This is a genomic window from Rahnella sp. AN3-3W3 (assembly GCF_003263545.1).
Lineage (GTDB): Bacteria > Pseudomonadota > Gammaproteobacteria > Enterobacterales > Enterobacteriaceae > Rahnella > Rahnella variigena.
The window spans coordinates 1-25,477 of sequence record NZ_JYDG01000100.1 but is presented as its reverse complement, the minus strand read 5'-3'; the positions used below and the strand labels follow the sequence as shown (position 1 = coordinate 25,477).

General features: G+C 51.1%; 23 protein-coding genes and 1 pseudogene. 7 read left to right on the top strand and 17 right to left on the bottom strand.

Translation table 11 applies throughout. The features are described 5' to 3' along the window. Nucleotides 1–10: 10 nt before the first annotated feature. The 16 genes and pseudogenes from glmU to ravA form a co-directional block, all read right to left on the bottom strand. The gene (gene glmU / locus UC15_RS21685; RefSeq protein ID WP_112290863.1) at nucleotides 11–1,381 is read right to left on the bottom strand and encodes a bifunctional UDP-N-acetylglucosamine diphosphorylase/glucosamine-1-phosphate N-acetyltransferase GlmU; all 1,371 of its coding nucleotides are present in this window, start codon (nucleotides 1,379–1,381) and stop codon (nucleotides 11–13) included. 271 nt (nucleotides 1,382–1,652) lie between these two features. Further along, nucleotides 1,653–2,075: a F0F1 ATP synthase subunit epsilon gene (locus UC15_RS21680; protein ID WP_095924048.1), complete on the bottom strand. Its 423-nt coding sequence runs from the start codon at nucleotides 2,073–2,075 to the stop codon at nucleotides 1,653–1,655. Nucleotides 2,076–2,102: 27 nt separating this feature from the next. Then, nucleotides 2,103–3,485, bottom strand: coding sequence for a F0F1 ATP synthase subunit beta (atpD, locus tag UC15_RS21675; RefSeq protein WP_015699278.1), 1,383 nt, complete (start codon nucleotides 3,483–3,485; stop codon nucleotides 2,103–2,105). A 32-nt stretch (nucleotides 3,486–3,517) separates the two neighbouring features. Beyond that, complete coding sequence (gene atpG, locus UC15_RS21670; protein WP_112290861.1) at nucleotides 3,518–4,381, bottom strand: F0F1 ATP synthase subunit gamma; 864 nt, start codon at nucleotides 4,379–4,381, stop codon at nucleotides 3,518–3,520. Nucleotides 4,382–4,443: 62 nt separating this feature from the next. Beyond that, nucleotides 4,444–5,985 (bottom strand): F0F1 ATP synthase subunit alpha, encoded by a 1,542-nt coding sequence (gene atpA, locus UC15_RS21665; protein ID WP_013577682.1) that lies wholly within the window; start codon nucleotides 5,983–5,985, stop codon nucleotides 4,444–4,446. 12 nt (nucleotides 5,986–5,997) lie between these two features. After that, a complete protein-coding gene (gene atpH / locus UC15_RS21660; protein WP_112290860.1) occupies nucleotides 5,998–6,531 on the bottom strand; it encodes a F0F1 ATP synthase subunit delta in 534 nt (177 codons plus the stop codon). Between the two features lie 14 nt (nucleotides 6,532–6,545). After that, entirely contained in the window at nucleotides 6,546–7,016 is a 471-nt protein-coding gene (gene atpF / locus UC15_RS21655) for a F0F1 ATP synthase subunit B (protein WP_095924051.1), read from the bottom strand. A gap of 65 nt (nucleotides 7,017–7,081) precedes the next feature. Continuing rightward, nucleotides 7,082–7,321 (bottom strand): F0F1 ATP synthase subunit C, encoded by a 240-nt coding sequence (atpE, locus tag UC15_RS21650; RefSeq protein ID WP_004093904.1) that lies wholly within the window; start codon nucleotides 7,319–7,321, stop codon nucleotides 7,082–7,084. A 49-nt stretch (nucleotides 7,322–7,370) separates the two neighbouring features. After that, nucleotides 7,371–8,153, bottom strand: coding sequence for a F0F1 ATP synthase subunit A (atpB, locus tag UC15_RS21645; RefSeq protein WP_112290858.1), 783 nt, complete (start codon nucleotides 8,151–8,153; stop codon nucleotides 7,371–7,373). Nucleotides 8,154–8,175: 22 nt separating this feature from the next. Beyond that, entirely contained in the window at nucleotides 8,176–8,574 is a 399-nt protein-coding gene (atpI, locus tag UC15_RS21640; RefSeq protein WP_112290857.1) for a F0F1 ATP synthase subunit I, read from the bottom strand. A gap of 649 nt (nucleotides 8,575–9,223) precedes the next feature. Continuing rightward, nucleotides 9,224–9,844, bottom strand: a complete 621-nt coding sequence (rsmG, locus tag UC15_RS21635; RefSeq protein WP_112290855.1) for a 16S rRNA (guanine(527)-N(7))-methyltransferase RsmG — start codon at nucleotides 9,842–9,844, stop codon at nucleotides 9,224–9,226. A gap of 129 nt (nucleotides 9,845–9,973) precedes the next feature. Continuing rightward, complete coding sequence (gene mnmG, locus UC15_RS21630) at nucleotides 9,974–11,863, bottom strand: tRNA uridine-5-carboxymethylaminomethyl(34) synthesis enzyme MnmG (protein ID WP_112290854.1); 1,890 nt, start codon at nucleotides 11,861–11,863, stop codon at nucleotides 9,974–9,976. Nucleotides 11,864–12,242: 379 nt separating this feature from the next. Continuing rightward, on the bottom strand, nucleotides 12,243–12,686 hold the full coding sequence (mioC, locus tag UC15_RS21620; protein WP_112290852.1) for an FMN-binding protein MioC: 444 nt from the start codon (nucleotides 12,684–12,686) through the stop codon (nucleotides 12,243–12,245). An 88-nt stretch (nucleotides 12,687–12,774) separates the two neighbouring features. Beyond that, complete coding sequence (gene asnC / locus UC15_RS21615) at nucleotides 12,775–13,236, bottom strand: transcriptional regulator AsnC (protein WP_095924057.1); 462 nt, start codon at nucleotides 13,234–13,236, stop codon at nucleotides 12,775–12,777. A 20-nt stretch (nucleotides 13,237–13,256) separates the two neighbouring features. Next, a pseudogene (gene viaA, locus UC15_RS21610) lies at nucleotides 13,257–14,725 on the bottom strand (ATPase RavA stimulator ViaA). 2 nt (nucleotides 14,726–14,727) lie between these two features. After that, the gene (ravA, locus tag UC15_RS21605) at nucleotides 14,728–16,236 is read right to left on the bottom strand and encodes an ATPase RavA (RefSeq protein WP_112290851.1); all 1,509 of its coding nucleotides are present in this window, start codon (nucleotides 16,234–16,236) and stop codon (nucleotides 14,728–14,730) included. 272 nt (nucleotides 16,237–16,508) lie between these two features. On the opposite strand from ravA, the gene kup reads away from it, so the two are divergent. From kup to rbsR, 7 genes are all read left to right on the top strand, one after another. Further along, nucleotides 16,509–18,377 (top strand): low affinity potassium transporter Kup, encoded by a 1,869-nt coding sequence (gene kup / locus UC15_RS21600; protein WP_095924060.1) that lies wholly within the window; start codon nucleotides 16,509–16,511, stop codon nucleotides 18,375–18,377. Nucleotides 18,378–18,592: 215 nt separating this feature from the next. Further along, nucleotides 18,593–19,012: a D-ribose pyranase gene (gene rbsD, locus UC15_RS21595; protein WP_112290849.1), complete on the top strand. Its 420-nt coding sequence runs from the start codon at nucleotides 18,593–18,595 to the stop codon at nucleotides 19,010–19,012. A 7-nt stretch (nucleotides 19,013–19,019) separates the two neighbouring features. Beyond that, the gene (gene rbsA / locus UC15_RS21590) at nucleotides 19,020–20,525 is read left to right on the top strand and encodes a ribose ABC transporter ATP-binding protein RbsA (RefSeq protein ID WP_112290847.1); all 1,506 of its coding nucleotides are present in this window, start codon (nucleotides 19,020–19,022) and stop codon (nucleotides 20,523–20,525) included. A 6-nt stretch (nucleotides 20,526–20,531) separates the two neighbouring features. Continuing rightward, entirely contained in the window at nucleotides 20,532–21,503 is a 972-nt protein-coding gene (gene rbsC / locus UC15_RS21585) for a ribose ABC transporter permease (protein WP_112290846.1), read from the top strand. Between the two features lie 23 nt (nucleotides 21,504–21,526). Beyond that, nucleotides 21,527–22,417: a ribose ABC transporter substrate-binding protein RbsB gene (gene rbsB, locus UC15_RS21580; protein ID WP_112290844.1), complete on the top strand. Its 891-nt coding sequence runs from the start codon at nucleotides 21,527–21,529 to the stop codon at nucleotides 22,415–22,417. A gap of 68 nt (nucleotides 22,418–22,485) precedes the next feature. Beyond that, entirely contained in the window at nucleotides 22,486–23,415 is a 930-nt protein-coding gene (gene rbsK, locus UC15_RS21575; protein WP_112290843.1) for a ribokinase, read from the top strand. After that, complete coding sequence (rbsR, locus tag UC15_RS21570) at nucleotides 23,416–24,426, top strand: ribose operon transcriptional repressor RbsR (protein WP_112290841.1); 1,011 nt, start codon at nucleotides 23,416–23,418, stop codon at nucleotides 24,424–24,426. It begins immediately after the preceding gene. On the opposite strand, the gene UC15_RS21565 is transcribed toward rbsR, so the two are convergent. Further along, nucleotides 24,409–25,098, bottom strand: a complete 690-nt coding sequence (locus UC15_RS21565; protein WP_112290839.1) for a FadR/GntR family transcriptional regulator — start codon at nucleotides 25,096–25,098, stop codon at nucleotides 24,409–24,411. The genes rbsR and UC15_RS21565 overlap by 18 nt on opposite strands. Nucleotides 25,099–25,477: the final 379 nt, after the last annotated feature.

Below are 25,477 nucleotides of genomic sequence, written 5' to 3'. Positions count from 1 at the left end.
TCAGAATAGCTTATTTTTTCTTCACCGGTTTCTGCCAGTCAGGTTTATGCACCTGCGGTACACGACTTAGCAGCAGACCGTTTTCTGGCACATCGCGCGTCACTGTCGTACCCGCAGCGATAGTCACGTTATTACCCACGGTGACTGGCGCGACCAGCTGTGTGTCAGACCCGACGAAGACATCATTACCGATGACAGTTTTATGCTTGTTCACGCCGTCGTAGTTACAGGTGATGGTGCCCGCACCGATATTCACGTTATCGCCTATCTCGGCATCGCCAAGATAGGAAAGATGACCGGCTTTCGAGCCTTTACCCAGACGCGTCTTTTTAATTTCGACGAAATTACCTACATGCGCGCCTTCAGCCAGTTCAGCGCCGGGGCGCAGACGGGCAAACGGTCCGACAGTACAGCCGCTTTCCAGCACCGCATCTTCGAACACGCTGTACGGGCTGACTTCACAGTCATCACCTATCACGCAGTTCTTCAGCACGCAGCCTGTACCAATTTTGACGCGATCGCCCAGTTTTACCTGGCCTTCAATGATCACGTTAGTGTCGATCACCACATCAATACCGTGCGCCAGTTCACCTCGCAGATCAAACCGCGCCGGATCCATCAACATCACGCCTTCCAGCAACAGACGCTCAGCCTGTTCGCTCTGATATACGCGCTCGAGACGGGAAAGTTGCAGGCGATTATTTACGCCGTCCACTTCGCTGTTTCGCGCCGGATGCACGGTGGCGATCAGATGCCCTTCAGCATGCGCCATCGCAATAATATCGGTGATGTAGTATTCACCCTGCGCGTTATTGTTGTTCAGCTGACCGAGCCAGCGTTTGAATGACGCGCCGTTAGCCACCAGAATACCGGTGTTAATTTCCTGAATTTTCAGCTGTTCTTCGCTGGCATCTTTCTGCTCAATGATGCCGGTAACAATACCGTTCTCACGAACAATGCGGCCATAACCGGTCGGGTCATCCAGCACAACGGTCAGTAAACCAATGCCGCCATCAGGCTTGGCTTTGAGTAATTCGTTCAGGGTCTCGACGGAAATCAGCGGAACATCGCCGTACAGCATCAGCACATCTTCATCATCGGCAAAGAACGGCGCGGCCTGCTGCATTGCATGACCGGTGCCCAGTTGCTCTGCCTGCAATACCCAATTCAGATCACTGCCTGCCAGATTTTTCTTCAGTAAATCGCCACCATGGCCATAGACCAGATGCACGTTCCGGGCACCCACTTGCGTGGCCGCATCAATGACGTGCTGAACCATTGGCTTGCCGGCCAACGGGTGAAGAACTTTCGGAAGGTTGGAGTACATGCGTGTCCCCTTGCCCGCGGCAAGGATCACCACACTCAGTGCGCTGTTCGACATAGGTAACCTGACAAATCCAATTTGAGTGACAAAAGTAACCCGTTAAGTGCGCGGATTACTACATATTTCGCTTCAAAAACCGCCCGCAGACCGCAGCCTGCAAGGGTTGTATGCTGCATAGACTACACCAAAAAAACTGAGGGTAAAGTGTCGATTAATCACGCAAGTATTCCACTAAAAGCGAAAATTTGCGTTGGGAAAAAAACTGAAAATGTACTTTTTTAAAGGCAAAAAAAAAGCGACCCGAAGGTCGCTTTTCTAACTGATGTCGTTACATCGCTTTTCTGGTCAGTTCGATAACGCGAAGTTTCGCGATCGCCTTAGCCAGTTCCGCTGACGCCTGAGCGTAATCAACGTCGCCGTGAGAACCACTAATGTGTTCTTCCGCTTTGCGCTTAGCTTCAAGCGCGCGCGCTTCGTCGAGGTCTTGCCCACGGATTGCAGTATCAGCCAACACGGTCGTTGCATTCGGCTGCACCTCAAGGATGCCACCAGAAAGATAGATATACTCTTCTTCACCGTGTTCTTTAACAATGCGCACCATGCCAGGCTTGATGGCGGTGAGCAGCGGAGCATGCCCGGGGAAAATCCCCAGCTCGCCTTCGCTACCCGTCACCTGGATTTTTTGTACCATGCCTTCAAACATACGTTTTTCAGCACTAACAACGTCCAGATGGTAAGCTTTTTCAGCCATGTCATCCTCTCTCACAACAAGCTAGCGTTACAGTTTTTTGGCTTTTTCCACTGCTTCATCAATGGTGCCAACCATGTAGAACGCTTGTTCCGGCAGGTGATCGTAGTCGCCGTCCATAATACCTTTGAAACCACGAATGGTATCTTTCAGCGATACGAACTTGCCCGGAGAACCGGTGAAGACTTCGGCCACGAAGAATGGCTGGGACAGGAAGCGCTGAATCTTACGCGCACGGGATACGACCAGTTTGTCATCTTCTGACAATTCGTCCATACCCAGGATCGCGATGATGTCTTTCAGTTCCTGGTAACGTTGCAAAATAGACTGCACGCCACGAGCCACATCGTAGTGTTCCTGACCAACAACCAGTGGATCCAGCTGACGGCTGGTAGAATCCAGTGGGTCAACCGCCGGGTAGATACCCAGTGACGCGATCTGACGGCTCAGAACCACGGTCGCATCTAAGTGAGCGAAGGTGGTCGCTGGAGATGGGTCAGTCAAGTCATCCGCAGGAACGTAAACGGCCTGTACGGAGGTGATAGAACCACTTTTGGTCGAGGTGATACGTTCTTGCAGAGCGCCCATCTCTTCCGCCAGAGTCGGCTGATAACCTACCGCTGATGGCATACGGCCCAGAAGTGCGGACACTTCGGTACCGGCCAGGGTGTAACGGTAAATGTTGTCAACGAACAGCAGTACATCACGACCTTCATCACGGAATTTCTCCGCCATGGTCAGGCCGGTCAGTGCAACGCGCAGACGGTTACCTGGTGGCTCATTCATCTGACCATACACCAGGGAAACTTTGTCGATAACGTTGGAGTCGGTCATTTCGTGGTAGAAGTCGTTACCCTCACGAGTACGTTCACCCACGCCTGCAAACACAGAATAACCGGAGTGCTCAATCGCGATGTTACGGATCAGCTCCATCATGTTTACAGTTTTACCCACACCCGCACCACCGAACAGACCGACTTTACCGCCCTTAGCGAACGGACACATCAGATCCATAACTTTGATACCGGTTTCCAGCAATTCCTGGGAGTTTGCCAGCTCTTCATAAGAAGGCGCAGCACGGTGAATAGCACGACGTTCTTCTTCGCCGATTTCACCTTTCATGTCGATTGGTTCACCCAATACGTTCATGATACGACCCAGAGTCGCTTTACCAACCGGAACTTCAATTGGGTGTTCCAGGTTGTTCACTTTCAGACCGCGACGCAGGCCATCTGAGGTACCCATTGCGATACAACGAACAACGCCGCCGCCTAACTGTTGCTGTACTTCCAACACCAGTTTGGAGGTACCGTTTTCTACCTCAAGAGCATTGTACACGTTCGGTACTGCATCCTGAGGGAACTCGACGTCCACCACGGCGCCGATTACCTGGATAATCTTTCCAGTAGCCATCTTGAATCCTCTACGTAATTCGTAAACCTAGCTTAAACCGCGGAGGCTCCCCCGACGATCTCGGTGAGTTCCTGAGTGATGCTGGCCTGACGAGCTTTGTTGTATACCAACTGCAGCTCTTTGATCAGGCTGCCGCCGTTATCGGTTGCGGCTTTCATCGCTACCATTCGCGCGGCCTGTTCGCTGGCCAGGTTTTCTACGACGCCCTGATAAACCTGAGATTCCACGTAGCGACGCAGGAGGGTGTCCAGCAAGGCTTTAGGGTCCGGCTCATACAGGTAATCCCAGGACTTCTTCGCCAGTTCGCCGTCTTCTGCCGGTGGCAGTGGTAACAGCTGAACGATGCGGGGTTCCTGAGACATGGTATTGATAAATTTATTGCTGACAACGCATAACTTGTCTAAGCGACCTTCGTCGAAAGCCTGCAACATCACTTTTACGGGTCCGATCAGTTCTGACAGAGAAGGGTTATCCCCCATGCCAGTCACCTGAGCAACAACGTTGCCCCCTACGGAGCCGAAGAAAGAGGCTGCTTTGGAACCGATCAGTGCGAGATCAACTTCAACACCTTTTTCGGACCAGCCTTTCATCTCTGACAGCAGCTTTTTGAACAGGTTAATGTTCAGACCACCACAAAGACCACGGTCGGTAGACACCACCAGATACCCGACGCGCTTAATTTCACGCTCATCCAGGTAAGGGTGCTTGTATTCCAGATTACCAAGCGCGAGGTGACCAATCACTTCACGGATGGTTTCTGCATAAGGACGGCTGGCCGCCATGCGATCCTGCGTTTTACGCATTTTGGAGGCGGCGACCATTTCCATCGCTTTAGTGATCTTTTGCGTGTTTTGCACGCTGCTGATCTTACTACGTATCTCTTTTCCGCCGGCCATCTCTGCTTCTCCTCAAGACCAAACGGCCTGCCGGGTTTTAATACCAGCAGGACCGTTTAGTGTTACCAGGACTGGGTTGCTTTGAAGGTATCGAGGATATTTTTGAATTTACCCTCGATCTCATCGTTATACGCACCAGTTTGGTTGATTTGCTGCAGAAGCTCGCCGTGCTCACGGTCGGCATAAGCCAACAGTGCCGCTTCGAAGCTACCGACTTTAGACAATTCAACGTCTTCCAGATAACCACGTTCTGCTGCGAAGATGATCAGAGACTGCGCGACGATTGACATCGGAGCGTATTGCTTCTGCTTCAGCAGCTCGGTCACTTTCTGACCATGGTTCAGCTGTTTACGCGTTGCTTCGTCCAGATCTGAGGCGAACTGCGAGAACGCAGCCAGCTCACGATACTGTGCCAGAGCAGTACGAATACCACCGGACAGTTTCTTCATGATCTTAGTCTGAGCAGCACCACCAACACGGGATACCGAAATACCTGGGTTAACCGCAGGACGAATACCGGCGTTGAACAGGTTTGATTCCAGGAAGATCTGACCATCTGTAATCGAGATTACGTTGGTCGGAACGAACGCGGAAACGTCACCTGCTTGCGTTTCGATAATTGGAAGCGCAGTCAGGGAACCGGTTTTGCCTTTCACTTCACCCTTGGTGAATGCTTCAACATACTCGGCGTTAACACGCGCAGCACGTTCCAGCAGACGGGAGTGGAGATAGAAAACGTCGCCTGGGTAAGCTTCACGACCTGGTGGACGACGAAGCAGCAGGGAAATCTGACGGTAAGCAACAGCCTGTTTAGACAGGTCATCATAAACGATCAGTGCGTCTTCACCGCGGTCACGGAAGTATTCACCCATTGCGCAACCGGAGTACGGTGCCAGGTATTGCAGTGCAGCAGATTCTGATGCAGTTGCAACAACAACGATGGTGTTTGCCAGTGCGCCGTGCTCTTCCAGTTTACGAACCACGTTAGAAATGGTGGACGCTTTCTGGCCGATAGCCACATAAATACATTTGATGCCGGAATCACGCTGGTTGATGATCGCATCGATCGCCAGAGCTGTTTTACCGGTTTGACGGTCGCCGATGACCAGTTCACGCTGACCACGACCAATTGGGATCATGGCATCAACGGACTTATAACCTGTTTGCACAGGTTCATCTACGGACTGACGTTCGATAACGCCAGGTGCGATCGCTTCAACAGCTGAGAAGCCGTCATGCTCTACCGGACCTTTACCGTCAATAGGTGCACCCAGGGTGTTAACAACGCGACCTAACAGGCCACGGCCAACGGGAACTTCCAGGATACGACCCGTACATTTTACTTTCATACCTTCGGCGAGGTCAGCGTAAGGGCCCATTACAACGGCACCTACAGAGTCGCGCTCCAGGTTCAGGGCGATAGCGTAGCGGTTACCCGGCAGCGCAATCATTTCGCCTTGCATGACATCGGCTAAGCCGTGCACGCGGATGATCCCGTCACTGACGGAAACGATAGTACCTTCATTGTGAGCTTCGCTCACCACATTGAACTGAGCAATGCGCTGCTTGATCAGTTCGCTGATTTCGGTGGAATTCAGTTGCATGCTCCAGTCCCCTTAAGACTGCAAGACGTCTGCCAGGCGTTCAAGACGACTGCGAACGCTGCCATCAATCACCATATCACCTGCACGGATTACGACACCGGCAAGAACAGACTTGTCAATTTTGCAATTCAGCTTAACTTTGCGAGACAGACGTTTTTCCATCGCAGCAGCAATTTTTGCCTGCTGTTCTTCCGTAAGCGGATTTACTGAAGTCACTTCAACTTCAGCAACAGCCTCGAGAGAGGCGCGCAGTTCGATAAACTGCTCCAGCACTTGCGGAAGAACGCGTAAACGTCCATTTTCAGCCATTACCTTAATCAGGTTTTGGCCTGCGTCGTCGAGTTCGTCACCACATACGGCAATAAACGTTTTAGACAAAGTTTCAGGCGCGCTAGCACCGGAAAGCAGTTCTTCAATTTGTTCATTGCGCGTGACTTCAGCCGTGAACGCTAGCATGGACTGCCAACGATCTAAGCTTTGGTGCTCAACGGCAAAGTCAAAAGCTGCTTTGGCGTAGGGGCGAGCTACAGTTACAAATTCAGACATCAGCCCCTCCCTCCTTACAGTTCAGCGACCAGTTTATCAACGATGTCGCTGTTAGCAGCTTCATCCACGGAACGTTCGATGATCTTCTCGGCGCCAGCAATGGCCAAAATTCCGACTTGCTTACGCAACTCTTCACGGGCGCGTTGGCGTTCGGCGTCGATCTCTGCCTTGGCTTGCGTCACGATCTTGTTACGTTCCTGCTCGGCTTCAGCTTTTGCTTCGTCGACGATTTGAGCTTTACGCTTGTTCGCCTGATCGATGATTACCTGAGCTTCAGCTTTGGCTTTCTTCAGTTGGTCGGTCGCATCGGCTTGCGCTAAGTCCAGCTCTTTTTTGGCACGTTCTGCGGAAGATAAACCTTCAGAAATTTCTTTCTGACGTTTTTCGATGGCAGCCATAATTGGCGGCCATACGTACTTCATGCAGAACCAGACAAACAGGACGAACGCGATAGCCTGGCCGAGGATTGTTGCGTTAAGATTCACAGCACAATGCCTCTTTCAAAGTGAATTATTTGATGTAGTTCGATTAACGCTGAGCGAACTCAGTGTTAGGCGACAGCAAACATCACGTACAGACCCAGACCAACCGCAATCATTGGGATTGCATCGACCAGACCCATAACGATAAAGAACTGTGTACGCAACAGAGGGATCAGGTCAGGCTGACGTGCAGCACCTTCCAAGAATTTACCACCCAAGATGCCGATACCGATTGCAGCACCGATTGCCGCCAGGCCCATCATCACAGCGGCAGCCATGTACAGCAGATCCATACTCAGGTTTTCCATGACAGTCTCCAGTTTGTTTCAGTTAAAACGCAGTAGTGTTGAAAGAAAATCAGTGTTTTTCAGATGCCATCGAGAGATAGACAATCGTCAGAACCATGAAAATAAAGGCTTGTAGCGTAATGATCAGGATGTGGAAAATGGCCCAAGGCACATTCAGAACCCACTGTGACCACCACGGCAACAGGCCAGCAATAAGGATGAAGATCAACTCACCCGCATACATATTGCCAAACAGTCGCAGACCCAGTGAAACTGGTTTAGACAGCAGGCTGACACCTTCAAGAATCAGGTTAACCGGAATGAAAACCGGATGATTGAATGGCTGCATTGTCAGTTCTTTAATGAAACCGCCAAAGCCTTTCATCTTAATGCTATAGAAAAGAATCAGAATGAATACGCCAAGTGCCATGGACAACGTGATGTTCACGTCAGCCGTAGGAACCACACGCAACGCTGGCAGACCAAAGATGTGCTCGCCGATGAATGGCAGCAAATCGATTGGCAGCAAATCCATCAGGTTCATCATAAACACCCAGACGAAGACGGTCAGCGCGAGAGGTGCAATCACTTTGCTTTTGCCGTGATACATGTCACGCACGCTGCTGTCGACGAAACCAACGACCAGTTCAACTGCGGTTTGCAGTTTACCCGGGACACCGCTGGTGGCGTTTTTGGCTACGCGATGGAAAATAACCAGAAAGAGTACTCCGAGGAACACGGAGAAAAACATCGAATCGATGTTAATCGACCAGAATCCCGTCCCGATCTGAAGCTGAGTCAGATGGTGACCGATATACTCTTGTGGAGTAGAGATTTCTCCTGATGCAGACATGATGCCTCTTACCCTTTAGTAGTTAAGTACGGTAACTGTTAATGACGGCCGGTGCCAAAATCTGGGTCATCAACACCGATAAATAGGCCAACCCCAACGGAGCAAATGCCGCCTTAAACAGGCCAAGTGCGATAACCATTAAGATCACCGTAACCAGCACCTTCAGCGCTTCTCCGATAGCAAAGGACCAGGCAACCCGTCCAGAGACCGTTGTTTGCGCCTGGTGGCGCCATGCAAACAGCATGAACAGTACATTTGGCACCCAGGCGGCCAAACCACCCATAAGAGCCGATGTGGTCCATTCCAGGCTTTTAAGACCAAATACTGCACTGAGCAGAACAAAGGTCAATAACTGCAGTATCAACAGCTTTCTGGCAACCTTCACACTATTTGTACTGTGTAAAATACCGGATACAGACATGACGTTTGTTCTCTCCGTATCAAGTACCTAGCTGGAGGTAGACTGAATGCCGTATATCACTGCCTTTACTGTTTTGAGTCAAGCAGCAAAAACCGAGCAAATTATACGGGGCACAGGGACGAATTCAATGGATAAGTAGCGAAAAGGTGAACAATTATTTAAATTTTCCCCTTCACGACTATTTTGACAACCAAACTATAGCTGAATTTGCCCTTTTTGGTTTGATACGGTTATTTCATCACCCGACAAAGAAGCGTGCACTGGATCACATAATTAACGCAGGACACTTTATATACCCTGCACTGTTTGAATGTCTTTAGCTAATCAGGCCTTTTAAAACCTTTATAAATCAATTTGTTAATAAAACACTGCTCGTTAAACAAACTTATTTAAAAATAACCACGATTTATTGACACAACAACCCAACAAATAACAACATTTTCATTACAAGTTGAATATCCGCAGGGTGGCGGACGTTCAATTTCACAAGTGACTATTACAGTCCGGATTAAAATAAAAACATCTCTTAAATGCTATCAGTGTGTAAAAAAGCGGTGATAGAGAGTTTGCCACCGCTATATAATTAGCCTGCTCATTTTAACTGTGTAAACACAGCCATTTTTTAAATATTATTTGATAAAACGCAACTTTAGTTTGAGAGAAGAATGACGAGATGTCGTTCCCCGTCAAGTTCTGGTACCTGCAGTTTTATGACAGATTCCAAAGTGATACCTTCCGGTAATGCGGCCAGTTCATCATCAGGGCTGACTCCTTTTAAGGCGTAAAACCGCCCCTGCCCTTTTTGCGGCAGATGATGGCACCAGGAAAGCATATCCTGAAGAGATGCAAAAGCACGGCTAATTACCCCATCAAACGGCGGCTCTGGCTCAAACTCTTCCACACGGCTTTGTACCGGTTCGATATTTTTCAGCCCCAGCTCATGCTGAACCTGACGCAGGAAGCGTACACGCTTACCCAGGCTGTCCAACAGCGTGAAGTGTGAATCAGGGCGAACAATGGCCAGAGGAACGCCTGGCAAACCAGGACCGGTGCCGACATCAATGAAACGACTGCCTTGCAGGTGTTCATTCACCACGATGCTGTCCATGATATGACGCACCATCATTTGCATCGGGTCACGAACAGACGTCAGGTTATAGGCCTTGTTCCACTTATGCAGCAGTTCAACATAGCCAATCAGTTGCTGTTTTTGCTGATCGGGTAACGCTATTCCTGCCGCAGCAAGCAGCGAGTCCAGTTTCTTTTGCACAGTGAATCCTCAGAAAGAGTCGATATTCCGGGAACAGCCCGGTAGAGAAATGATAAAACACTCAGAAAGATGGGAAAAGTAAGAACTGACCGCCGCTTTGGCTACAAAGGGCGGTCATTGAGATGTGATTTATGCGCTACGGCGCAGTAAGCCTTGTTTTTTAAGCCAGATCAGCAAGATCGAGATAGCTGCAGGCGTAATACCCGAGATCCGCGATGCCTGACCAATGGAGGTCGGCTTGTGATCATTAAGCTTGGCGATCACTTCATTGGAAAGACCATTCACCTGCCGGTAATCAAGATCAACCGGCAGCACGGTGTTTTCATTGCGCTGCTGTTTTTCGATCTCTTCCTGCTGACGGGCAATATAGCCTTCATATTTGATCTGAATTTCTACCTGTTCTGCCGCCTGTACATCCGGAACGGAAGGTGCGAACGGGGAAAGACTAGTGATCAGCTCATAGGTCATTTCAGGACGACGCAGTAACTCTTCCGCACTGGCTTCTTTAGAAAGCGGAGCAGAAAGATGCGCGTTAATTTCTTCAACCTGTGCATGATGCGGGTTCACCCAGATGCCACGCAGGCGCTGACGTTCCTGTTCGATCATTTCCAGTTTTTCGTTGAAGCGCGCCCAGCGAGCATCATCAACCAGACCTAACTCACGGCCTTTTTCAGTCAGACGTAAATCGGCATTATCTTCGCGCAGCATCAGGCGGTACTCAGCACGTGAAGTAAACATGCGGTACGGTTCTTTGGTGCCCAGCGTACACAGGTCATCAACCAGCACACCGAGATAAGCCTGGTCGCGACGCGGTGCCCAGCCTTCCTGCTCAGTGGCACAACGAGCAGCGTTCATGCCAGCCAGCAAGCCCTGCGCAGCGGCTTCTTCATAACCAGTGGTGCCGTTGATCTGTCCGGCAAAGAACAGACCGGCGATAAATTTGCTTTCCAGCGTCGGTTTCAAATCACGCGGATCGAAGAAATCGTATTCAATCGCATAACCCGGACGAACGATGACGGCATTTTCCATCCCCTGCATAGACCGGACGATCTGCATCTGCACATCAAATGGCAGGCTGGTGGAAATACCGTTTGGATAAACTTCATTGCTGGTCAGGCCTTCCGGTTCAAGGAAGATCTGATGAGAATTGCGATCGGCAAAACGCATGACTTTATCTTCGATCGACGGACAGTAACGCGGGCCGATCCCTTCGATGATCCCGGCATACATAGGGCTGCGATCCAGGTTATTGCGGATCACATCATGGGTTTTTTCGTTGGTATAGGTCATGTAACACGGGATCTGGCGCGGATGCTGCGACACGTTGCCCATAAACGAGAATACTGGTGCCGGATTATCACCGTGTTGTTGTGCCAGCACGCTGAAATCAATGGTGCGGGCATCGATACGCGGAGGTGTACCGGTTTTAAGACGGTTAACGCGTAAAGGTAATTCACGCAGGCGCTGGGACAAGGAGATCGCAGGAGGATCCCCGGCACGACCACCGCTGTAGTTCTCCAGACCGATGTGGATCTTCCCATCCAGGAAGGTACCAACCGTCAGAACAACCGATTTAGCGCGGAATTTCAGCCCCATTTTGGTCACAGCACCCACGACACGATCGTTTTCGACGATCAGGTCTTCAACCGGTTGCTGGAAGATCATCAGGTTTGGCTGGTTTTCCAGTGCGGTGCGTACTGCCTGACGATACAGAACCCGGTCAGCCTGAGCACGTGTCGCCCTGACAGCAGGGCCTTTGCTGGCGTTTAGTATCCTAAACTGAATGCCCGCATGATCGATAGCCGTGGCCATCAGTCCGCCCAGTGCGTCCACTTCTTTTACCAGATGTCCTTTCCCGATCCCGCCAATTGCAGGGTTACACGACATCTGTCCCAGCGTGTCGATATTGTGGGTTAATAATAAGGTCTGACGTCCCATGCGTGCAGAAGCCATGGCGGCTTCGGTACCTGCATGACCACCACCTATGATGATGACGTCAAATTGATCCGGATAAAACATGCGACTGCACCTCGGCGTTCAAGCGAACTTTCTTTGTATGGCGTTGGGAGGAGGGATTCTACTCAAGTTTTGAGCTTCCACAAGTCCCCGGGGATCTTCACTAATTAAAAGAAGATCTTTTTTATTTAAAGATCTCTTATTAATACTTCTATTAAGATCGCGATCCTCTGTGCATAAGTCATTTTTGTTTATGAAGATCAATATGCTAAGAAGGATCGAATGCTGTGAATGATCGGTGATCCTGGACAGTATAAGCTGGGATCAGAAGTGAGAGTTATGCACAGCATGAAAAGCGTACAGGAGTTGTTAGAGGGATAACTACGGGTTTTACCCTGCTTTTAAGCATAGTTATCCACATCTGATCGCCTGAAATTTACACTTATTTGATCAAATTAATCCAGTTGATCACCCAAACCTCGGCCGGATCCTCAGGAATTTCGTGTTGAGTCACGTCGATCTCAAGACGATCACCGATCCGTTTTGCCCCTAATGACGTCAGTTTTTGATCCAACGTACCGATCGCGCCACAGAAGGTGTCATATTCACTGCTGCCCAGGCCTAACGCGCCAAAGCGTACTTTAGACAGATCGGGTTGCTGATCTTCCAACTGCTCCAAAAAAGGTTGCAGGTTATCAGGTAACTCGCCCGCGCCGTGTGTCGAGCACACAACCAGCCAGATCCCTTCCTGCGGAACTTCATAGAGCTCGGGGCCATGAAACATCTGAGTGGAAAAACCGGCTTCTTCCAGTTTCTCAGCCACGTGTTCTGCTACATATTCGGCACTGCCAAGCGTACTGCCACTGATCAGGGTAATGTCAGACATGGTGCTCTCACCCGGGAAAAGGAGGCTATTGTACGCTGTGAATGAGCTGGGATCTACCTGTGGATAATAGGGGTATAGAAATCAGTGCTCAGGGCTGGATGGTACGTGTGATGGGGTTCTGCAGGGAGATCAGCGTCTCGGTTGACTGGATCTCGTCAATTGTCTGGATCTTGTTGATAAGTACATGCTGGAGGGAATCAATCGAGCGGCACATGATCTTAATGAAAATGCTGTAATGCCCGGTGGTGTAATAAGCTTCGACCACTTCTTCTATACTCTCGAGCTTTTTCAGCGCTGACGGATAATCCTTGGCGCTTTTTAAAATGATGCCAATAAAGCAGCACACGTCATAACCCAGTTGCTTGGGATTAACGGTAATATGCGCGCCGGTAATGATGCCTGCTTGCTTCATTTTCTCTACGCGGACGTGGATAGTTCCCGGGCTGACCGTGAACACTTTTGCCAGTTCCGCATAAGGGGTACGGGCGTTCTCCATCAATGCATTCAGGATCCCGCGATCCAGCTCATCGAGCTGATAGATTTCAGTCATGGTTATCTTTCTCTGTAGGCTTAATTTCGCTGCCAGCGACGTTGTACGCGGCTTTTAACGCCCGTATCAAAGCGCCAGATGTGATCGAAGATCCGCAGGATTCCGGGCTTGCCATAATGTGACATCGCCAGAGCATGAAAGCGATGTTGCTTCTCTTTTTGCAGCGTCCTGACTTTTCTTTGCACCTCATCAGGCAGGCGCTGGGCGATAAAATCGGAAATGACCACGGCATCGGCATCATGCCATTGTGGTGACGCCAGTTTATCCAGCGTGGCATTCAGACAGGCTGCCAGATCGGTACCGCCCCGAAAATGCTGTCCCAGAAAGCGCAGCGCCTGATCCAGACCGCCGTTGGACGTCAGTTCATAATGGATCACTTCACTGGCGAACAACATGATGTAACAGCGGCGGTTATCCGCCAGTGCAATTTTCAGCAGTGCCAGACAGAATGCTTTGGCGCACTGTTCGTTAAAACCGCCCATAGAACCCGAGGTATCGACGCACACCACAAAAGGCCCGCGCGGTTGTGGTTCCTGTTGCTGATAAACCACCGGGCGTTTAACCACTTTCTCACGCCAGACATCACCTTGCAGCCGATAGGTCATCAGCCGCTTTTCCAGCAGGCGGCGGTAAAATTCGTACTCCAGTTCGGGAAGCCCCAGCGTTACCAGCTCCGTCGGCATCAGGCGCAAAATATCGTCGCTCTGATGGATACCGTTGACTTCTTCCGGTACCGTCGCGGGTTCACGCACCATCAGCCGGTGCGTTTCCATTTTGGCATCTTCATGCGGGCTGGTTTTGACGGTCTGACTGCGCCCCAGCTGTTCGGCCAGATGCATCAGTTCAGGTTGTTGCTGGAGAAATGCCCCGAAACGCGCCAGCGACAGGATATCGCCACGCATGCGCTTTCCTTTACTCATATCCCATAAACGCCCGGCCGCCGTATCGTTCTCTGCTAATAAAGGAGAGAGCTCGCTGCTGAGCTCCAGGCGTTGCAGCAATTCTTCCTGCAGCTGCTCCTGTTCCTGTTCCAGTAATTGCTGATGAACGGTCACCGTCTGGAAGGTCAGATTCAGGCGCAGCGCTGGAGGAACAGGGTCTGAAAGCTGTTGCCGGTTTTGGCGGTGCGGGAGGCTTCATGATTCTCCTGCAACGTTCGGGCTTCTGTGGTGAAAGGGGAGCTTAGCCGTTCAAGCTCTTCAAGAAGCGCAGGCAGTTGCGACTGAAAAGTAACGGCATCAGTCTGCTGGCAATGCTGATAAAGATAGAATTCTTTCGCCAGATCTTCCGGAACAGGGGTTTCGTGGATCCTCTGGCGAAGGCGCATCTTCCATTCGGGAAGATCTTTGGTCAGCGCCCGTTTGAGACGTGGGAATTTCTTGAAGAAAACCGCCATTGCCGGTGCCGCCAGCAGGCCGATGATCGATTCCTCAATCAGTTCAGCCTCGCTGATGGCCAGCAGAAGATCCAAAGACTCCAGACTGAACATGATCAGTGTCCGCTGAACGTCTGTTGCTGATGACGCAGCTGTTCAGATACCTGCAACAGGCTGGCCTCAATTTTTGCCATCCATTCTGCCGGCACAAACAGACAGTTTTGCTGCTGGCCAAATTCATGCCTTTGCTGAGCCAGTTTTGCGGTGAGATCGCTGAGCGTATTTTTCATCTCATCGGGAACGGCAATATGCTCATGTCCTGGCAGGGTCAGCGGTGTGCTCTGACGACTCACATCCAGCACCAGCAATTGCTGTTTATCGTCGATTTCCAGATCAACGGTCTGAGCAAAGCCAATGCCATTGATTTTGGCTTTCAGTACGCCCCCTTTATTGAGCCAATCCTCCAGAACGATACGTTCAAACAGCAAATGCGTGACTTTAATGTCATGCAGATGCAAAGGCGTTTGCAGTAATAATGTCAGGCTGGTGGCGGTCATCGTGTCAGGCAGGGAGTATTGCGGCTTGCGGCTGAATATTCCGGCTTTTTTGCTCAGCTTGATGGACTGCTGTGAGCTTTGTTGCTGCTGATGCTGCATCCATTGCTGATTAAGCTGCTGGATTTTCATCAGCAATGTTTGCTGCTGAAAAGCCTGTTCGGTGATCAGCTGTTCGATCTGCGTTTGCAGCAGGTTATAGGTGTTCAGGTCGTGCCATAAACAGTCTTTGAGCAGGATCAGATCGACTGGCGTGATCGCATTCCGGCCGCTGAAGAAGGCGCAGGCCTGCAACAGACGCAGGGCTTTTTTCCAGCGACGGTCGGAGACATAAGGCGCGGTATCCAGGGCATCAAGACGCTGGCGCAACTGGAAAATCAGTTCAAAGCAGCTGTCTGAAAGCGTAACTTTGTCGATTTCCGGCTGCCATTGTTGGTATTCTTCATCGCTGATACTCAGGGACTCTGCCACCGGATTGGTGCTTTCATTATTGCGGCTGGTGAGCAGCGAGCGGAAATTTTGCTTATCCTGCACTTTATCCAGCCACAGACGGATCAGCATACGGTCATACAGCGCTTCCAGACCGCCGTCGGCTTCTGGTAATTCGTTAGACGCACTGACCAGCAGGCGCATCGGAATAGGGGCTTCGCGCTCGCCATTACGGAAACGACGTTCGTTGATGGCCGTCAGTAGCGTATTAAGGATGGCAGGGCCTGCTTTCCAGATTTCATCAAGGAAGACAATTTCAGCTTCCGGCAGATAACCTTCGGTCAGACGCAGATAACGGCCTTCATCTTTCAGGGCCTGAATCGACAGCGGACCAAAGACTTCTTCCGGCGTGGAAAAGCGCGTCATGAGATATTCAAATGCGCGGGCGTGACGGAAGGCAAATTTCAGACGGCGGGCAATCAGACTTTTTGCAATACCCGGCGGGCCGAGCAGGAAAACGCTTTCACCGCACAGTGCGGCCAGCAGGCAAAGTCGTATGGCATCCTGCCGCTCGTACAGGCCATGTTCTAGTGCGTTAGCAAGACGGGCGATCCGTTCTGCCAGAAGGGGAGATTGCGCCATACTGTCTCTTCCGGTTTCCATTTAGTTGTTGAATAGTGTACTGGGTTCTTATGAGAAGCTACGATTATTTTTATCGTTATAGCTTGTTGATTACTAAAAATTTTCTATTATCAAAATTGTGACCCCGTTCATCTGAACCCTGGTTTAGCTGCACATTTAAGGGTAGGCAATCAGATTTATTCGTGCATACTGTGCGCCTTTTAGTGGGCATCATAAGACTGAGCGCACGCATCGCTTACAGATGTTCGAGCAAAAAAGAAAAGAAACGAAATATGAGCACTGAACATAAACGGTCACTCCCAGCAGTAACCCTGGCCGCCATTGGTGTGGTCTATGGCGACATTGGTACCAGTCCTCTCTATACCTTAAGAGAGTGTTTTTCCGGTCATTATGGTTTCAACGTTGAACCCAGCGTCGTTTTTGGTTTTCTTTCTCTGATTTTCTGGATGTTAATCCTCATTGTTTCGCTCAAGTACCTCACGTATGTGATGCGGGCAGACAACGCAGGCGAGGGCGGTATTCTGACGCTGATGTCTCTGGCGGGCAGAAACACTTCGGCACGCACCACCGCCGTACTGGTCATTCTCGGCCTGATTGGGGGAAGCTTCTTCTATGGTGAAGTGGTGATCACTCCGGCTATTTCTGTTCTTTCCGCGATGGAAGGTCTGGAAATCGCAGCACCTTCACTTGATCCCTATATTGTCCCTCTTTCTATTACTGTCCTGACGCTGCTTTTCATTATTCAGAAACACGGCACCGGCATCGTGGGCAAACTGTTTGCGCCGGTGATGTTGTTGTGGTTCCTGACGCTGGCTGTTCTCGGCGTCAACAGCATCATGCAGAACCCTGAAGTACTTCGCGCCATGAACCCGATGTGGGCGGTTAACTTCTTTATCGAGCATAAGTCGTTTTCCTTCCTGGCGCTCGGTGCGGTCGTTCTGTCGATTACCGGCGTGGAAGCGCTGTATGCGGATATGGGGCACTTCGGGAAATTCCCGATCCGTCTGGCCTGGTTCACCGTCGTGCTGCCTTCTCTGGTGCTTAACTACTTCGGTCAGGGCGCATTGCTGCTCAAAGATCCGGAGTCGATTAAAAACCCGTTCTTCCTGCTGGCACCTGACTGGGCTTTAATTCCGTTACTGGTGCTGGCGACGCTGGCGACTATTATCGCGTCTCAGGCTGTTATCTCCGGAGTGTTTTCCCTGACCCGTCAGGCGGTGCGTCTGGGCTATCTGCCGCCGATGCGCATTATTCACACCTCAGAAATGGAAGCGGGTCAGATTTATATCCCGGCCATTAACTGGCTGCTGTATTTTGCGGTGGTTATCGTTATCGCCAGCTTCGAGCATTCGAGCAACCTGGCGGCGGCATACGGTATTGCTGTGACAGGTACGATGGTGCTGACCAGTATTCTTTCCTGTACGGTGGCGCTTAAAAACTGGCACTGGAAACCGTTCCTTGTGGGGCTTTTGCTGATCGGTCTGCTGTTTATGGATATCCCGCTGTTCGCGGCGAATGCCACGAAACTGTTCTCCGGCGGCTGGTTGCCGCTGACGCTGGGTCTGTGCATGTTTATCGTCATGACAACCTGGAAAAGCGAGCGTTTCCGCCTTATGCGCCGCATGAACGAGCACGGCAACTCTCTTGAAGCGATGATTGCGTCTCTGGAGAAATCCCCGCCGGTTCGCGTTCCGGGAACCGCGGTGTATATGTCCCGCGCCATCAACGTCATTCCGTTTGCCTTGCTGCATAACCTCAAGCACAACAAAGTGTTGCATGAACGCGTGGTACTGCTGACGTTACGCACCGAAGATGCACCTTATGTGCATAACGTCCGGCGCGTCACTATTGAACAGCTTTCGCCGACGTTCTGGCGTGTGGTCGCGAGTTACGGATTTAAAGAGACGCCGAATGTGGAAGAGGTTTTCCACCGCTGTGGTCTGGAAGGGCTGCCGTGCCGGATGATGGAAACCTCATTCTTTATGTCGCACGAATCGCTGATCCTGACCAAACGCCCGTGGTATCTCTACTTCCGTGGCAAGCTCTTTATGGCACTCAGCCGTAACGCCTTACGCGCACCGGATCAGTTTGAAATTCCGCCTAACAGGGTGATCGAACTCGGTACGCAGGTAGAAATTTAACGCTAATTTCTGCCGGTCACAGGGCACCTTCGGGTGCCCTGTTTTATTATCGCTTTCTCCTTTCTGAAACGACTAACTCAAATTTCCGTGCGGTTTCTGAATCATTCAGCGAAACGTTTCGACGCTGATCACAATTCCATCACTTGTCCGTTGCCATGCGTGGTGAAGTTAATAAACTCATCCGTGAGCGAAACGTTTCGCTGTAGGAGTTCACAATGAAGAAGTCAACGCTGTTAAATGCCGAAATCTCACATGTTATTGCCCGGTTAGGTCACACCGATCAGCTGGTTATTGGCGATGCCGGACTTCCGGTGCCAGCAGCTTGCCAACGCATCGATCTGGCTCTGACCCAGGGAGTTCCCACCTTTTTACAAGTCTTAGAGGTAGTGACACATGAGATGCAGGTTGAGCGGGCTATCCTCGCCGAGGAAATCCTCACTAAAAATCCTCAACTCCATGAAGCATTGCTCGCCCAATTGACACAACTCGAACAACACCAGGGAAACACCATTGCTTTGGATTACGTCAGTCATGAGGCATTCAAAGCGCAAAGCGAAAAAAGTCGGGCTGTGATCCGCAGCGGGGAATGTTCGCCTTACGCGAACGTTATTCTGTGTGCCGGCGTAACCTTCTGAGGCCTTTATGCAACCTTTGCTGCAACTGACAGGCATTGATAAAGCCTTTCCCGGCGTTAAAGCACTTTCCGGCGCGGCGCTCAGCGTCTATCCGGGACGTGTGATGGCGCTGGTGGGAGAAAACGGCGCGGGCAAGTCCACCATGATGAAAGTGCTGACCGGCATCTACCAGAAAGATGCCGGCTCAGTACATTTTCTGGGCAAGGAAACGGCGTTTAATGGCCCGAAAGCTTCTCAGGAAGCCGGAATTGGCATCATCCATCAGGAACTGAATCTGATCCCTCAGCTGACCATCGCTGAAAATATCTTTCTGGGCCGTGAGTTTGTGAACGGTTTTGGCCGCATTAACTGGAAAAAGATGTATGCCGAAGCCGATAAACTGCTGGCGCGCCTGAACCTGCGCTACAAAAGTGATCGTCTGGTTGGCGAATTATCAATTGGCGATCAGCAAATGGTCGAAATTGCCAAGGTGCTGAGCTTTGAGTCGAAAGTCATCATCATGGATGAACCCACGGACGCCCTGACCGATACCGAAACCGCCTCTTTATTTAGCGTGATCCGCGAGCTGAAAGCCGCAGGCTGTGGCGTGGTGTATATCTCCCACCGCATGAAAGAAATCTTTGAAATCTGCGATGACGTGACGGTATTCCGTGACGGGCAGTTTATCGCTGAGCGTCCGGTCAGTTCGCTGGAAGAAGACACGCTGATTGAAATGATGGTTGGCCGCCGTCTCGAAGAACAATATCCGCGTATAAATCATCAGCGCGGTGCGCTGCGTCTGCAGGTGCGTGATGTCAGCGGTCCGGGTGTGGATAACGTTAGCTTTGATCTGCACAGCGGCGAAATTCTGGGGATTTCCGGTTTGATGGGCGCAGGCCGCACTGAACTGATGAAAATTCTCTACGGTGCATTGCCGCGTAAAAGTGGCTATGTGTCGCTTGACGGACGCGAAGTGGTCACGCATTCACCGCAGGACGGACTGGCAAACGGCATCGTTTACATCTCTGAAGATCGTAAGCGCGATGGCCTGGTGCTTGGTATGTCAGTGAAAGAAAATATGTCACTGACTGCGCTGCGCTATTTCAGCCATGGTGGCGGACGTCTCAGGCATGCGGAAGAACAGCAGGCTGTCGGCGACTTTATCCGTCTCTTCAATATTAAAACGCCGTCGATGATGCAGACAATCGGCCTGCTTTCCGGTGGTAATCAGCAAAAAGTGGCGATTGCCCGCGGATTGATGACGCGGCCAAAAGTCCTGATCCTCGACGAACCGACGCGTGGCGTTGACGTCGGTGCCAAAAAAGAGATTTACCAGCTTATAAACCAGTTCAAGCGCGAAGGGCTAAGCATCATCCTGGTTTCCTCAGAAATGCCGGAAGTGATCGGCATGAGTGACCGTGTTTTGGTGATGCATGAAGGTCATTTAAGCGGTGAATTCCCGATAGAACAGGCTACGCAAGAAGTGTTGATGGCAGCCGCTGTCGGCAAGCAATACGGCGTGACGCAGGAGTAATCAGATATGAGTTCTCAGACATTGCCAGCCAAGAAGCGCTGGATCAGTAAAGAGTGGTTGTTGGAGCAAAAGTCTCTGATTGCGCTGCTGGTGTTGATTGCCGTGGTTTCTTCCATGAGCCCAAATTTCTTCACGCTCAATAACCTGTTTAACATTCTTCAGCAGACGTCGGTCAACGCCATTATGGCGGTCGGCATGACGCTGGTGATCCTCACCTCGGGTATCGATTTATCCGTCGGTTCTCTGCTGGCGCTGACCGGCGCGGTGGCAGCCTCGATTGTCGGGCTGGAAGTGAATGCATTAGTCGCGGTGGCTGGCGCGCTGGCGCTCGGTGCCGCCGTCGGTGCGGTGACCGGGGTGATTGTCGCCAAAGGCAAAGTGCAGGCGTTTATCGCCACGCTGGTCATGATGTTGCTGCTGCGCGGTATCACGATGGTGTACACCAACGGCAGCCCGATCAGCACGGGTTTTAATGATGTTGCCGATGTCTTTGGCTGGTTTGGTATTGGCCGCCCGCTGGGCATCCCGACGCCGGTCTGGCTGATGGCGGTGGTGTTTATTGCGGCCTGGTACATGCTCCATCACACCCGATTAGGACGTTATATCTACGCGCTGGGCGGTAACGAATCTGCGACGCGTTTGTCAGGTATCAGCGTCGATAAAGTTAAAATTATCGTCTACTCCCTGTGTGGTTTGTTGGCGGCTCTGGCCAGTATCATCGAAGTGGCGCGCCTGTCTTCTGCGCAGCCTAACGCCGGTACAGGTTACGAGCTGGATGCGATTGCCGCAGTGGTATTAGGGGGAACCAGCCTGTCCGGGGGTAAAGGACGCATTGTCGGAACGCTGATCGGGGCACTGATCCTTGGCTTCCTGAATAACGGTTTGAACTTATTAGGTGTTTCTTCCTACTACCAGATGATCGTAAAAGCAGTTGTCATCCTGCTGGCGGTACTGGTGGATAACAAAAGCAACAAATAACCTCTCCTACAGGACTTATGACCATGAATATGAAAAAACTGGCTGTCTGGGTTTCCGCCGCAGCGATCACCGCTTCTTTCAGTGCTAACGTTCTGGCGAAAGACACCATTGCGCTGGTCGTTTCTACTCTGAACAACCCGTTCTTCGTTTCCATGAAAGACGGCGCGCAAAAAGAAGCGGACAAACTGGGTTACAACCTGGTGGTACTTGATTCTCAGAACAACCCGGCGAAAGAACTGGCGAACGTGCAGGATCTGACCGTTCGCGGCACCAAACTAATGTTGATCAACCCGACGGATTCTGATGCGGTAGGTAACGCCGTTGCGATGGCAAACCAGGCGAAAATCCCGGTGATCACCCTTGACCGTCAGGCAACCAAAGGCGTTGTCGCCAGCCACGTGGCTTCTGATAACGCCTTCGGCGGCAAAATGGCCGGTGATTACATCGCTAAGAAACTGGGCGAAAATGCCAAAGTTATCGAACTGGAAGGTATCGCCGGTACGTCTGTTGCCCGTGAACGCGGTAAAGGTTTCGCTCAGGCGGCTGAAAAACATCATTTCCAGATACTCGCCAGCCAGCCTGCTGACTTCGACCGCACCAAAGGTCTGAACGTGATGCAGAACCTGCTGACCGCGCATCAGGATGTGCAGGCCGTGTTTGCTCAGAACGATGAAATGGCGCTGGGTGCATTGCGTGCCCTGCAGACTGCCGGTAAAACGGATGTACTGGTCGTAGGTTTTGACGGCACCGAAGACGGTATTAAAGCGGTTAACAGCGGTAAAATGGGCGCGACTGTGGCACAGCGTCCTGAGCAAATCGGTGTGATCGGTGTTCAGACTGCAGATAAAGTGCTGAAAGGCGAGAAAGTTCCGGCTGTTATCCCTGTTGATTTGAAACTGGTTGCTCAGCCGTAATACCCTCTTTATTTATGCTGTCACTGCGCCTCCTTCAGGGAGGCGCTATTTAACTCAGGGATCTCCACATGAAGACAGGCAAACTGGTGGTACTCGGCAGTATCAACGCTGACCACATTTTGAATATCAACCATTTCCCGCAACCGGGCGAAACGGTTATCGGTAAGCAATACACCATAGCCTTTGGCGGTAAAGGGGCGAATCAGGCTGTTGCAGCCGGTCGCAGTGGCGCTGATATTTCTTTTATTGCCTGTGTGGGAGATGACGATATTGGCGAGCGCGTTCGTAAACAGCTGGCCAGTGATCATATTGATACGCAACCCATCGAAGCCATCAAAGACACAACCACCGGCGTAGCGCTGATTTTCGTGAATGCGGAAGGTGAGAACGTTATCGGTATCGATGCGGGGGCGAATAAAGCTGTGACGCCCGAATACCTTGATCGCTATAAACAGCAGGTCATTGGCGCATCAGCATTATTAATGCAGCTGGAATCGCCGCTCGAGACGGTGATTGCGGCGGCGAAGATTGCCAAAGACAACGGCACGCAGGTGATCCTCAATCCGGCTCCGGCCTGTGAATTGCCGGATGAATTGCTGGCGCGGGTGGATATGATCACCCCGAACGAAACCGAAGCTGAAAAGCTGACAGGAATTAAAGTCGACAATAATGAAGATGCCGCATGGGCCGCGAAAGCGCTGCATGACAAAGGCATCGCGACTGTCATCATTACGTTAGGCAGTAAAGGCGTCTGGCTGAGCCAGAACGGTGAAGGTAAGTTAGTGGCCGGATTCCGTGTAAAAGCCGTCGATACCATTGCGGCCGGCGATACGTTTAACGGCGCGCTGGTAACAGCACTACTTGAAGGCAAACCGATGGACAGTGCGGTACGATTCGCACACGCAGCAGCGGCGATTGCGGTGACGCGTCCTGGTGCGCAACCTTCCGTGCCGTGGCGTAAAGAAATCGACGATTTTCTTGCACAACAGGAGGCCTGATTGGCCACCATGAAAGATGTCGCCCGCCTCGCGGGCGTTTCAACCTCGACAGTCTCCCATGTGATCAACAAGAATCGTTTTGTCAGTGAATCTATCGCTGACAAAGTGAATGCCGCCGTTGAACAACTCAATTACGCACCGTCCGCGTTAGCGCGCAGCCTGAAACTGAACCAGACACGTACTCTCGGCATGTTACTGACTGCCAGCAGTAACCCTTTTTATTCAGAAGTGGTGCGGGGTGTTGAGCGTAGTTGCTATGAGCGCGGATACAGTCTGATTTTGTGTAATACCGATAATGATGCAGAACGTATGAACCGTAGCCTCGAAACGTTGTTGCAAAAGCGGGTCGACGGGCTGCTTATCATGTGTACGGAAAATCACCGGCCTTCGAAAGAAGCCATAAGCCGTTACCCGTCATTACCGATTGTGATGATGGACTGGTCACCCTTTGATGGCGCCATTGATATCATTCAGGATAACGCCTTGCTAGGCGGGGAAATGGCGACAGAGTTTTTAATCCGTCAGGGTTACCAGCGTATTGCCTGTATTACCGGCCCGCTGGATAAAACTACCGCACAGGAACGGGTGAGTGGATATCGTCAGGCTATGGACAAAGCAGGTCTGAAGATTTTGGCTGGTTATGAAGTGAGTGGTGATTTTGAATTTGAAGGCGGATTAGCCGCGATGCAGGAGTTGCTGGCGCTGCCGGAACCGCCTCATGCTGTTTTCGCTGGCAACGACGCAATGGCAGTTGGCGTTTATCAGGCGCTTTATCAGCGTGGATTACGTGTTCCCGATGATGTGGCTGTGATGGGCTACGATGACATCCAGCTGGCGCAATATATGATGCCGCCGCTGACCACCATTCATCAGCCCAAAGACTCGCTGGGCGAACTGGCGGTCGATGCTTTATTACATCGGTTGCAGGCCCCGGATTCTGAGCCGCAGGTTTTGGTTCTTACGCCGGAACTGGTCGTGCGTCAGTCCGTCGGATCATACATCGGTAAGTAACAGCCTCTGGCATTCCAGAAGGGCGGTATTGGCGTCACTGGCAAGAATGGCATCCGTCAGCCGCTGGTGATGTTCCAGCTTAATCACTTCATTGCCGGTAATCGCCCGAAAATAGCTTTGATACACTGAACTGAACAAATTCGAGAAAGACGTCAGGAAGGGATTCTTCCCCGCCTCATAAATCAGTTGATGAAACTGGGTATCGACCGTTATCCAGCGTTCCCGATCAAAGCTGTTATGCAGCTGGCGCATTTCATACATATATAGAGAGAGCTGATGCTTTTGTTCTTTACTTGCAGAAAGTGCGGCTAGCGCACAAGCCTGCGGTTCGAGAGCCCGGCGTAGTACGATAAAATGCGCCATCACCTGATCGAAGTTTTCGCGTGTCATCCACCAGGTCAGTAATTCCTGATCGAGAAAATTCCAGCTCGATTGAGGCATTACCCGGGTACCAATACGCGGACGGGGTAAAAGCATTCCTTTCGCGGTCAGTGTTTTTACTGCTTCACGTACCGCAGTCCGGCTGACGCCAAAAATCTCCCCTAACTCATTCTCACCAGGAAGGATTGCACCTTCCGGATACTCGCCAGACAAAACGCGTTGTGCAATTTTCTCTGCCAGCAGATACGAAAGGTTGCGCTGAGCCGCTTGCTGATGGGCATTAAGTAACATGTAAGGTATTCCTGAATGTTTTTCTCTTGTTATAAAGGAGAGTTTACTCCAGCCTCTGGTTTAAAACTGGTGTGTTTTACGCTGAAATAGGTCGCTATTTGTCCGTTTTGGGCAAAATTGTTTAATTTGCGAACGGTCAGTAAATTATTTGAAATTAGGGGTTGCGGCCTTCTGAGAACTCCCTATAATGCGCCTCCACTGACTGGGAACAACGACTCCTCTAACGAGAACCAAGTCGCCCAGTCAGGAAGAATCAACCCGGTGAAAACACCGCATCTTGTAAAAGAAAATGGTTGACTCTTCAGGGAGAAAGAGTATTATCTGCCTCCCACGTTGCTGAGTTAAGTCTCGCAACGTACGCTCTTTAACAATTTATCAG